Source organism: Roseisalinus antarcticus (genome assembly GCF_900172355.1).
Taxonomy (GTDB): Bacteria; Pseudomonadota; Alphaproteobacteria; order Rhodobacterales; family Rhodobacteraceae; genus Oceanicola; species Oceanicola antarcticus_A.
The window spans coordinates 54,905-66,128 of sequence record NZ_FWFZ01000022.1 but is presented as its reverse complement, the minus strand read 5'-3'; the positions used below and the strand labels follow the sequence as shown (position 1 = coordinate 66,128).

Annotated in this window: 11 protein-coding genes; 6 read left to right on the top strand and 5 right to left on the bottom strand. The window is 67.6% G+C overall.

Annotation, left to right across the window (positions count from 1 at the left end; all coding sequences use genetic code 11):
- Positions 1–150: 150 nt before the first annotated feature.
- Positions 151–387, bottom strand: coding sequence for a hypothetical protein (locus tag ROA7023_RS16960; protein ID WP_085880224.1), 237 nt, complete (start codon positions 385–387; stop codon positions 151–153).
- 195 nt (positions 388–582) lie between these two features.
- Here ROA7023_RS16960 and ROA7023_RS16955 point away from each other — a divergent pair, with 195 nt between their 5' ends.
- Positions 583–1,098, top strand: coding sequence for a Pycsar system effector family protein (locus ROA7023_RS16955; RefSeq protein ID WP_085880223.1), 516 nt, complete (start codon positions 583–585; stop codon positions 1,096–1,098).
- Here the strand turns inward: ROA7023_RS16955 and ROA7023_RS16950 are convergent.
- Entirely contained in the window at positions 1,095–1,823 is a 729-nt protein-coding gene (locus ROA7023_RS16950; RefSeq protein ID WP_085880222.1) for an alpha/beta fold hydrolase, read from the bottom strand. The two genes, ROA7023_RS16955 and ROA7023_RS16950, sit on opposite strands and share 4 nt — an antisense overlap.
- Positions 1,820–3,115 carry a serine hydroxymethyltransferase gene (gene glyA / locus ROA7023_RS16945; RefSeq protein ID WP_085880221.1) on the bottom strand — a complete coding sequence of 432 codons (1,296 nt, stop codon included), beginning with the start codon at positions 3,113–3,115 and terminating at the stop codon, positions 1,820–1,822. Before glyA ends, ROA7023_RS16950 begins: the two co-directional genes overlap by 4 nt.
- 173 nt (positions 3,116–3,288) lie before the next feature.
- Between glyA and ROA7023_RS16940 the strand changes: the two genes are divergently transcribed.
- The 4 genes from ROA7023_RS16940 (at position 3,289) to ROA7023_RS16925 (ending at position 5,634) form a co-directional block, all read left to right on the top strand.
- On the top strand, positions 3,289–4,053 hold the full coding sequence (locus tag ROA7023_RS16940; protein WP_085880220.1) for an NAD kinase: 765 nt from the start codon (positions 3,289–3,291) through the stop codon (positions 4,051–4,053).
- Positions 4,054–4,329: 276 nt separating this feature from the next.
- Entirely contained in the window at positions 4,330–4,770 is a 441-nt protein-coding gene (locus tag ROA7023_RS16935) for a curlin (protein WP_159458563.1), read from the top strand.
- A 62-nt stretch (positions 4,771–4,832) separates the two neighbouring features.
- Entirely contained in the window at positions 4,833–5,216 is a 384-nt protein-coding gene (gene csgH / locus ROA7023_RS16930; protein ID WP_085880218.1) for a curli-like amyloid fiber formation chaperone CsgH, read from the top strand.
- A gap of 34 nt (positions 5,217–5,250) precedes the next feature.
- Positions 5,251–5,634, top strand: coding sequence for a hypothetical protein (locus ROA7023_RS16925; protein WP_085880217.1), 384 nt, complete (start codon positions 5,251–5,253; stop codon positions 5,632–5,634).
- A 134-nt stretch (positions 5,635–5,768) separates the two neighbouring features.
- Here ROA7023_RS16925 and ROA7023_RS16920 read toward each other — a convergent pair whose 3' ends face one another.
- Complete coding sequence (locus tag ROA7023_RS16920) at positions 5,769–7,661, bottom strand: propionyl-CoA synthetase (RefSeq protein ID WP_085880216.1); 1,893 nt, start codon at positions 7,659–7,661, stop codon at positions 5,769–5,771.
- A gap of 151 nt (positions 7,662–7,812) precedes the next feature.
- Here ROA7023_RS16920 and ROA7023_RS24850 point away from each other — a divergent pair, with 151 nt between their 5' ends.
- Positions 7,813–8,835, top strand: coding sequence for a hypothetical protein (locus ROA7023_RS24850; protein WP_085880215.1), 1,023 nt, complete (start codon positions 7,813–7,815; stop codon positions 8,833–8,835).
- On the opposite strand, the gene ROA7023_RS16910 is transcribed toward ROA7023_RS24850, so the two are convergent.
- Positions 8,826–11,105, bottom strand: coding sequence for an NADP-dependent malic enzyme (locus ROA7023_RS16910; protein WP_085880214.1), 2,280 nt, complete (start codon positions 11,103–11,105; stop codon positions 8,826–8,828). The two genes, ROA7023_RS24850 and ROA7023_RS16910, sit on opposite strands and share 10 nt — an antisense overlap.
- Positions 11,106–11,224: the final 119 nt, after the last annotated feature.

Sequence of the window (11,224 nt, the reverse complement as noted above, 5' to 3'; positions counted from 1 at the left end):
TCAAAGAACCTTGCAGCCTACGGCCGATGGCATGCCGCCCGAAGCAACGCGGACCGATCCTACCTTCATGCGCTCAGGCTGCTGCTCGCTTCAGGCCCTCGCGCCAACACGGTTTGCTGACACCGCCGCGCACCCGGTCCGCCCCACCCCTTACCCCTTCGGCGCCGTCTGCCGGAACGCCATCGCCCCGGCCTCGATGACCTCCGTGATCTCCGCCACCTCGGCCTCCTGCTCGCGCCGCTCCGTCACCTTCGGCCCCAGCCGCGCGCGGCGCAGGCGCTCCAGCTTGGCCGCCTGACGCGCCTCCTCGTCCGCCGCCTTGCCCTCGGCATCGGGCGGCTGCCCGACCGGCAGGCGCACCGAGCCCTCGACCACCTCGGCCGGCATGATCGTAGCGCCGACACATCGCCCCTGCCGCACCGGAGTACCACCACGCGAACCGGGCCGCGCATCCACCCGGACTCAAACGGCTCCGCAAGACTCATGCATCGCGATTCCCGAATAAAGCCAGATACCTATCCCCCGTTTCAACCGTGAAGCCGTCCCATTGACAACCCCATCCCCCGCGTACCAGCATTTCTAATGGACGCGGTCACCAACGCCTCGGATCTGGCCCCCCTCCAGCGGGCCGAGATCATGGAAAAGAACCTCGCGAGGATGACCGAGGCCGTGCGCGCCGCCGACCTCAAGATGGCGCTGCTCGTGCCCACAACCTCTGCCATGGTCGGCGTGCTGGCCGCCCTGTTCCGAACCTCGCCCTTCACCGCAGCGACCGGCATCGCCTTCCACATCAGCCTGGTGCCGCTGGTTGCGGTGTTCGTCTTCGTGGCTGTCTCGGTGGTGCCGCGCCTGCGCCCCGCGGAGGGCTCCATGCTGTTCTTCGGCACCGTCGCGCAGCAGGACGTCCGGGCGTTTCGGGCACGGGCAGAGGCGCTGGACGCCGCGGCCTATCTTGCCGACCTCGCCGACCAGTGCCACGCGGTCGCCAGCATCGCGCGGCTCAAGCATCGCATCGTGCGCCGGGCCTATATCACCTTCCTGGTCGCGCTTCCGCTCTGGGCGGTCGCTGTCTACGTGCTGAGTTCGGGCGAGGCCTAGGTGAAGAACGCCCGCACCGAGGCCTCGAAATCCCGCGGTTTCTCTGCATGGAGCCAATGGCCCACGCCGGGCAGCTTGGCGAACTGGGCGTTTGGAAACAGTGCCTTGATGCGGTCCCGGTGCTCGGGCAGGACATAGCTGCTCTCGCCGCCGGACAGGAAAAGCGTCGGGCCTTCATAGCGCCCGTCGATGTCGGGAAAGCCGATGATCCGGTCCATCTCGGCGGCCAGCACATCGAGGTTCAGCCGCCACCGGCCGGCCTTCATGTCGAGGCTCTGGAGCAGGAAGTCGCGCACCTCCTCGGGCACGTCCAGCGCCGCCCGCGCGGCTGAACGGGAGGGCTGTGCGGGGTCGAGCGCCTGCATCGCCTCGATCAGCGCAGTCTGGCTGTGGGAATAGGCGACGGGCGCGATGTCGGCCACGATCAGGCGCTCGACGCGCTCGGGGTGGCGCAGGGCCAGCACCATCGCCGCCTTGCCGCCCATCGAATGCCCCACGACATCACCGCCGGCGAGCGGGGCCAGGTCCTCGGCCATGTCCTCGTAGCCGTGGCTGTCGAACCACGGGCTCTGCCCGTGATTGCGCATGTCCGGGACCGTCACCTCGAAGCTGTCCGCCAGCCGTTTGGCGATCGCCCCCCAATTGCGGGCGGAGCCGAACAGCCCGTGGGCGAGCAGCAGCCGCCGCGGCTGCCCCTCGCCGTAGACGTCCGTGTGCAGGCTCACAGGGTCGGGTAGATCGGGAAGCGGGCGCACATCTGTTCGACGCCGATGCGCACTTTCTCCTCGACGTCCCCGTTGGCCTCGGAGCCGTTGGCGGCGAGCCCGTCGACGACCTCGACGATCCAGTCGGCCACCTGGCGGAACTCGGGCTCGCCGAAGCCGCGGGTCGTGCCCGCCGGAGAGCCGAGGCGGATGCCGGAGGTGACGGTCGGCTTCTCGGGGTCGAACGGGATGCCGTTCTTGTTGCAGGTGATGTGGGCCCGCTCCAGCGCCTTTTCGGTCTCGTTGCCCTTCACGCCCTTGGGGCGCAGGTCGACGAGCATCACGTGGCTGTCGGTCCCGCCCGTGACGATGTCGAGCCCGCCCTTCATCAACTGATCGGCCAGGGCCTGTGCGTTCTTGACGACCTCCGCCTGGTAGGTCTTGAACTCGGGGCGCAGCGCCTCGCCGAAGGCCACGGCCTTGCCGGCGATCACATGCATCAGCGGGCCGCCCTGGATGCCGGGGAAGATGGCGGAGTTGAACTTCTTCGCCAGAGCCTCGTCATTGGTCAGGATCATGCCGCCGCGCGGGCCGCGCAGGGTCTTGTGGGTCGTCGTGGTCGCGACATGGGCATGGGGGAAGGGCGAGGGGTAAAGCCCTGCAGCCACCAGCCCTGCGAAATGCGCCATGTCGACCAGCAGGTAGGCACCCACGCTGTCGGCGATCTCGCGGAACTTGGCGAAGTCGAGGATGCGCGGTATGGCCGAGCCGCCGGCGATGATCATCTTGGGGTGATGCTCGGTCGCGAGCCGCGCGATCTCTTCGTAGTCAACGGCCGAATCCTGCTGGCGGACGCCGTACTGGATCGCGTTGAACCACTTGCCCGACTGGTTGGGCTTGGCGCCGTGGGTCAGGTGGCCGCCGGCATCGAGGCTCATGCCCAGAATGGTGTCGCCTGGCTGCAGCAGGGCCGTGAACACCCCCTGGTTGGCCTGGCTGCCGGAATTCGGCTGCACGTTGGCAAAGCCGCAGTCGAACAGCTCGCAGGCCCGCTCGATCGCCAGGGTCTCGGCGATGTCCACGTATTGGCAGCCGCCGTAATAGCGCCGGCCCGGGTAGCCTTCGGCATACTTGTTCGTCATCACGCCGCCCTGGGCCTGCATCACGGCGGCAGAGACGATGTTTTCGGAGGCGATCAACTCGATCTCGTTGCGCTGGCGGCCAAGCTCCTGCTCCATGGCTTTCCAGATGGCGGGATCGCGGGTTTCCAGGCTTTCGGTGAAAAAGCCGTCGTCACGGGTACGCACGTTCATGGGCTGGTCTCCCTTGGGGCCTTATGGCAAAGTTGCGTCCTTCTATCCTTGCGGGACCGTCGGCTAAAGAGGGAATCCGACCCGTTGTCGGGGCAGACCGACGCAGATCGTGCGCTTGCCTTTCCGATAGACAGCGGGGCAGGGTGCGCGGGAAACCAGCGAAGGCCGCGCCCATGTCCCCGCCCCGCATCGCCTTCGTCGCGAGCAACTCCCCCAAGGCTGAGCAGGCGATGGGCGACCTGGCCGTTCGCTACGGCAACCATCCGCTGGATGCGGCCGACGTGGTGGTGGCGCTGGGCGGCGACGGGTTCATGTTGCAGACCCTCCACCGGGTGCAGGGCACCGGGACGCCGGTCTACGGCATGAACCGGGGTACTGTCGGCTTCCTGATGAATTCCTTTCGCGCCGATGCCCTGGTCGAGCGGCTGGCCCGGGCCGAGGAGACCGTGGTCAACCCGCTGTCGATGCGGGCCGTGACGGTAAGCGGCGAGACCCACGAGGCGCTTGCGATCAACGAGGTCTCGCTGCTGCGGGCGGGCCCGCAGGCGGCCAAGCTGCAGATCTCGGTCGATGGCCGGATGCGGCTGCAAGAGCTTGTCTGCGACGGCGCGCTGGTGGCGACGCCTGCGGGCTCCACCGCCTACAATTATTCCGCCCACGGGCCGATCCTGCCGATCGGCTCCGAGGTTCTGGCGATCACGGCCGTGGCGGCGTTCCGGCCCCGGCGCTGGCGGGGGGCGCTGATTCCCAAGGGCTCGGTCGTGCGATTCGACGTGCTGGAACCGGAGAAACGTCCGGTGATGGCCGATGCCGACAGCAGTTCGGTCAAATCGGTGGCCCAGGTCGAGATCCGAAGCGCGCCCGACGTGGCACACCGCATTCTGTTCGATCCAGGCCACGGGCTGGAAGAACGTCTGATCCGAGAGCAATTCGTTTGATCGGCCGCTGAGTGCGCCACCGGCGCCACCCCTGATTTTTCGCGAAAAATCATGTGCCTGGCTCAACCGGGCATTGGCCTGATATCCGATGACAGCATCCTGACATCGACTGTCTGACCCAGCGTCATGCCCTAGCGCCGTGGCGTTATTGCCTGCGATCGGGGCTGGCCGCCTGATGAGGTCATCGACGCCGCGTCGCTGACGGCACGGGGTCGAGATCGAACCTCAACGCTGCCGCGACAGGCACCAGACACACCAGACACAAGGATGCTACCCATGACCTTCACCACTCTGATCAAGACCTCGTCCCTCGCCCTGGCCCTCGTCCTGGGGGTGGCCGCCCCGGCCTCTGCTGACCGCAACCGGGTCACTCTGGAACAGTTCGGCCATGGCAACGAAGTGGGCGGCGGCCAGTTCGGCTTCCGCAACAGCCTGTCGGTCTACCAGGACGGCTGGTCCAACACCTCGATCTCGGTTCAGGACGGCGCGCACAACCGGACGGTCGTCGGCCAGACCGGGGCGCACAACGGCGCCGGCACCACCCAGTACGGCCGGCGCAACATCTCGGGCACGGCGCAATACGGCTCGGGCCACAGCGCGGACACCTTCCAGGCCGGCCGGGGCAACGCCTCGGCGATCATCCAGGCGGGCCGCGGCAACTCTGCCCGCACGACCCAGCGTGGCTCCGGCAATGTCTCCGTGATCATCCAGGACTGAAAACCGCGACCGGGGATGCGATGACCGCATCCCCGCCCTCCCCCAAGGAAAGGACGTCTCTCATGACCCATCCCCTCAAACTCATCGCCGTGGCCACCGCGACAGCCATCACCACCGCCTGTGCCGTGCCTCTCGGCGCGGCCACGGGGGGCGCGGAAGATGCCCCGGTGTCCTGTGCGCTCACTGTCACCGAGGCCGGACGCATGGTCTCTGTCGAAGGCGTGGTGCAGGCGCGCAAGGCCGTTTCGGGCAGCTACAGCTTCGATCTGCGGACGTCGGGCTCTGGCGGCAGCGCCACAATCCGGCAGGGCGGCCCGCTGGTCCTGTCCGCCGGCGAAAGCGCCACTCTGGGCCAATCGCAATTCTCGGGCCGCGCGGCCGATGTGGACGGCACGCTGACCCTTGAATTGGAGGGGCAGACCCTCGTCTGCCCGATGACGCACTGACCCTGTAACACACTAACATAAAAGGAATACTGCCATGTTCCGCACGACGCTTCTCTCCATCGCTCTCTGCCTGAGCGCCCTGACCGCCGCTGCTGACGGTCAGGCCTGGCTGACCATCAACCCGCGCAACGCCGAGGAAGCGGCCCTCGTGCGGTTCGGCCTCGCGGCCTATGCGCTGCACAAGGATATCGAGGAAAACGGACACGTGACCCAGCGCGGCGCCGACAATGCCGCCGGCATCTACCAGGGGGCCTGCGATTTCGCGCTGATCGAACAGCAGGGCTCGGGCCACCGGGGGACGATCAACCAGCGCAATTGCGACAATGCAGGCGCCATCTTCCAATCCGGCCGAAACACCGATGCCAATCTCGATCAGAGCGGCGGGCAGACGGGTGTCATCTTCATCCATGGCTTCTGAACGGCGCGAGATTATTCGGAGAATAATCTGGATCCCTCACAACCGCGCGGGTGTTTCCCGCGCGGTTTTGGACGTTCGCGACGATGGACGACGCTCGCCTTCGGCATCGCCCCGCCCACCGTCCCTTTGGTGCGCTATGCGCCGCCGTAGCCGAGGGGCCGCAGGGCCGCGCGGATTTCGTCCAGGATCGCCGGATCGTCGATCGTGGCCGGCATCCTGAAGTCCGCGTTGTCGGCGATCTTGACCATCGTCGCCCGCAGGATCTTGCCCGAGCGCGTCTTGGGCAGCCGGTCCACGACGGCGGCCAGCTTGAAGGCCGCAACCGGGCCGATCTGGTCGCGCACGCGCCCCACACATTCCCTGACGATCTCGGCGTGCGGCCGGTCGCAGCCCTTGTTCAGGCACAGGAACCCCAAGGGCAGCTGCCCCTTCAGGTCATCGGTGACGCCGATCACGGCGCACTCGGCCACGTCCGGATGCGCGGCCAGCACCTCCTCCATGCCGCCGGTGGACAACCGGTGTCCGGCGACGTTGATGACGTCGTCGGTCCGCGCCATGATCCAGAGATAGCCGTCCTCGTCCTTCATCCCTGCATCTCCGGTCTCGTAATACCCGGGAAAATGCGCGAGGTAGGATTTGCGGAACCGGTCTTCGGCATTCCAGAGGGTCGGAAGGGTCCCGGGCGGCAGCGGCAGCTTGACCGCGATGGCACCCAACTCGCCGTCGGGCAGCGCGTGGCCGTCCTCGCCCAGGATCTGGACGTCATAGCCGGGCATCGGCACCGTGGGGGAGCCGATCTTGACCGGCAACGCCTCGATTCCCACCGGGTTGCCTGCGATGGTGTAGCCGGTCTCAGTCTGCCACCAGTGGTCGTATATCGGCTTGCCGGTCTTTTCCTGCGTCCAGGCGATGGTGTCTGGGTCCGCCCGCTCGCCGGCCAGGTAAATCCCCCGCAGGCGGGAAAGATCATAATCGCCGATCAGCTCGCCCTTCGGGTCATCCCGCTTGACCGCCCGCAGCGCGGTAGGCGCGGTGAAAAACGACGCCACCTTGTGCTCTTCGATCACGCGCCAGAAAGTGCCGGCATCCGGCGTCCCCACGGGCTTGCCCTCGAAGACGATCGTCGTGTTGCCGTGTATCAGGGGCGCGTAGCAGATATAGCTGTGGCCGACGACCCAGCCCACGTCGGAGGCGGCCCAGAAGACCTCTCCCGGCTCGACGTTGTAGATCGCCTTCATCGTCCAGTTCAGCGCCACGAGGTGCCCGCCGGTCGGCCGCACCACGCCCTTGGGCGCCCCTGTCGTGCCGGAGGTGTAGAGGATATAGGCCGGGTGGTTGCCCGCGACGGGCACGCACTCTGCGGGAGCGACCCCGGCCTGGAACGCGTGCCAGTCGAAATCCCGCCCCTCGGTCAGCTTCGCCACCTCCTGCTCGCGCTGCAGGATCACGCAGAACGCGGGCTTGTGGGTGGCCTGCTCGAGCGCCCCGTCCACCAGCGGCTTGTAATGAACGACCCGCCCGGGCTCTATCCCGCAGGAGGCCGCGATCACCGCCTTGGGCGTGCAATCGTCGATCCGGACGGCAAGCTCATGGGCTGCGAAGCCGCCGAAGACCACCGAATGGATCGCCCCCAGCCGCGCACAGGCCAGCATCGCCTCCAGCGCCTCGGGCACCATCGGCATGTAGATGATGACCCGGTCGCCCTTTTCGATCCCCTGCACCCGCAGCGCCCCTGCCAGCGACGCGACGCGATCCTGCAATTCGGCATAGGTGATCTCGTGCTTGGTGCCGGTCACCGGGCTGTCGTGGATGATCGCCACGCGGGCACCGTGGCCGGCGGCCACGTGGCGGTCGACCGCGTTCCAGCAACCGTTGACCTGCCCATCGGCGAACCACTCGTAAAGCGGGGCCTTGTCGGCGAAGAGCGCCTTCGACGGCTTCTCGAACCAGTCGATCGCCTCGGCCTGCGCCATCCAGAAAGCCTCGGGGTCGGCCTGCCACTGGCCGTAAACGTCACTGTATCCCATGGTATTCATCCTCCGTCCCAAAGGTGTCTTACGCGCCGGAAGGCCAATCGGGCAAGCCGTTGCGACATGATGGCGCTAACCGCGCGGGGGTTGCCCGCGAAGCGGCCCCGGGCATAGTACCCAGGACTGGGGCATTTGGGGCGGCAAACCGATGATACGCGGGCTTGGTCTTCTTCTGGCGATAGGCGCTGCGGGGCCGGTTGCGGCCCAGGGGCGCTGGGACGCGACGGACCGCGACGGCTGGCTGGGCGCGGGCATCTGCCCCTATGGCGAGATCGCCGCGGGCGGCTATTTCTGCCTCGAGATGGGCTGCGACGAGGCGGGCCCGCTGGAATTCCGGATGCGCTTGACAGAGCGCGAGGCCCAGGACCGGATCGAGGGCATCTGGACCGTGGACCGGCGCGAGGCCGGAAAGATAGTGCTGCAGGCCGTGGACGGCGCCGCCGCGACCTTCTCGAGCCTCTACGACCCGGTGCGGGACGCCACGCTGATCGAGAAGTTCGGGCAGGGGTCAGCCGGGTCCTTCACCATCCTGAACCGGCGCGTTCGCGCGAACCGGCCTTTTTCGCTGGACAACGTGGTGCCGTCCCTCGGCGCGGTGTTCGACGTCTGTCCGCTTGCGGATGGCAGCACGCTCGCCCCCGCAAACTGGCCCGCACAGCCCCCACCTCCGCCGCCCGCGCCTCCGCCGCCCGCGCCGGAGCCCCCGCTGCCCGGCGACGATGTCGCGGCAGTGCCACCGCCGGTTGGCGACGTCCCCGCCCCCCCGGCCGCGCCGATCCCGGATCCGGCCAGCGACGTGCTGGCCGAGATCGAGGCCGAATGCGTGGCGCGGGGCGGGGCCTTCGTCGAGGTGCAGCCGGATTTCCTGCGCCGGGTCGATTTCGATGGCGACGGGATCGAGGACCTCGAGGTCAGCTATTCGGGCGCCGTCTGCGATGCCGCGGCCAACCTCTATTGCGACGCAGAAAGCTGTCTGACCCGGCTGTTCCTGGGGCTTGCGGACGGCGGCTATCGGCAGGTCTATGAGGGCAGCTACCGCCGGGCGGAGGTGCGGCGGATGCTGACGATCACCTTCGACGCGGGCAGCGCGGAATGTCCCGGCACCGAGGCGCCGTGCGACCGGCATTTCCACTGGGTGGACGGGGCGCTGGTCCCCTTGGATCAGCCGTAATGGGCCACCGGCGTGCCGGCGATGGCCGCCATGTTCAGCAGGCCGCGCGCGGTGATGGCCGGTGTCACCACATGGGCGCGGTTGCCCATACCGATGAGGATCGGCCCGACCTCGAGCCCGGCGCCCTTCATCTTGAGGATGTTGCGCACCCCCGAGGCCGCGTCGGAATTGGGAAACAGAAGCACGTTGGCCGCGCCCTGCATCCGGCTGCCCGGATAGATCCGCTCGCGCAGCTCGGGGTCCAGGGCCGCGTCCACGTTCATCTCTCCCTCGTAGGAAAAGTCGCGCGGCGCCGCGTCCAGAACCTCGAGCGCCGCCCGCATCCGGCGGCCGGTGTCGCTGTCGAGATTGCCGAAGGAGGAATGCGCACAAAGCGCCACGTTGGGCTCCAGCCCGAAGCGCCGGACGTGGCGGGCGGCGCCCATGGCGGTCTCGGCGATCTGCTCGGGCGAGGGTTCGGCGTGGACCTGGGTGTCGGCTATGAACAGCGGCCCGTCCTCGAGGATCATCATCGACAGCGCCCCGACCGGGTGCAGCCCGCCTGTGCCGAGAACCTGGGTGACGTAGTTCAGATGCCAGAGGAACTGCCCGAAAGTGCCGCAGATCAGGCTGTCGGCCTCGTCCCGGTGGACCATGACGGCGCCGATTGCGGTGGTGTTGGTGCGCATGATCGCCTTGGCGAGATCCGGGGTGACGCCCTTCCGCGCCATCAACTCGTGATAGGTGCTCCAGTAATCGCGGTAGCGCGGATCGTTCTCTGGGTTGACGATCGGAAAGTCGCGCTCGGGCCGGATGGTCAGGCCGAAGCGCTCGCAGCGGCTTTCGATCACCTCGGGCCGGCCGATCAGGATCGGCTGTTCCGGCGTCTCCTCGAGGATCGCCTGCGCGGCGCGCAGCACGCGCTCGTCCTCGCCCTCGGCAAAGACGATGCGCCGCGCCGCGGTGGCCGCTGCCTGAAAGACGGGGCGCATCAACAGGGCCGACTTGAACACCGACCCGTCGAGCTTGCGCCGATAGGCATCCATGTCGTCCAGCGGGCGGGTGGCGACACCGGTTTCCATCGCCGCCCTGGCGACGGCGCTGGCGACCACGCTTATCAGCCGCGGATCGAACGGCTTGGGGATCAGGTAATCGGCGCCAAAGGTCAGCCGTTCGCCGTGGTAGACCGCCGCCGCCTCGGCGCTGGAGGTGGCGCGGGCGAGGGCGGCGATGCCCTCGATACAGGCGATCTGCATCTCGTCGTTGATCTCGGTCGCGCCGACATCCAGCGCCCCGCGGAAGATGAACGGAAAGCAGAGCACGTTGTTGACCTGGTTGGGAAAATCCGACCGGCCCGTGGCGATGATCGCATCGGGCGCGACCGCGCGCGCCAGATCCGGCAGAATCTCGGGCGCCGGGTTGGCGAGGGCGAATATGATCGGCCGCGCGGCCATCTTCGACACCATCTCGGGCGTCAGCACCCGCGGGCCGGACAGCCCGAGGAACAGGTCAGCGCCCTCGATGACGTCGTCCAGCGTCGCCGCGTTTGTCCCTTGGGCGTATTCCGCCTTCTGCGGGGTCATCTGGCTTTCGCGACCCTGATAGACCAGCCCGTCGATGTCGCAGAGCCAGACGTTCTCACGCTTGAGCCCCAGCTTCAGCAGCATGTTCAGGCAGGCGATCCCCGCCGCCCCGCCGCCGGTCGAGACCACCTTGATGTCCTCGATGTTCTTGCCCGCGACCCGCAGGGCATTGGTCGCGGCGGCGCCCACTACGATGGCCGTCCCGTGCTGGTCGTCGTGAAAGACCGGGATGTTCATCCGCTCGCGGCAGATCTTCTCGACGATGAAGCAATCGGGCGCCTTGATGTCCTCGAGGTTGATGGCGCCGAACGTGGGCTCCAGGGCGCAGACGATGTCGGCCAGCTTCTCGGGGTCGGGCTCGTCGATCTCGATGTCGAAACAGTCGATCGAGGCGAATTTCTTGAACAGGACCGCCTTGCCTTCCATCACCGGCTTGGAGGCCAGCGCCCCGATGTTGCCCAGCCCCAGCACCGCCGAGCCGTTGGACACCACCGCGACAAGGTTCCCGCGAGAGGTATAGTCGCGGGCGGTGTCCGGATCTGCCTTGATCTCGATGCAGGCTTCGGCGACGCCGGGGGAATAGGCCCGGGCCAGGTCGCGCCCGTTGGCCAGAGGCTTGGTCGCGCGGACCTCCAGCTTGCCGGGTTTCGGGAACCGGTGATAATCCAGCGCTGCCTGCCGCAGAAGGTCATTGGGCGTGTCGGTCATCGTTCCCCCCGAAAGATGGTTGAGCCTTGAACCATGCGCCGAGAACCATACGCCGCCGTGCCGCGCAAGGCAAACGGGATCGTGTGGTCGCCCCCGCGCCGCGGCCCGGGACGCAGGGG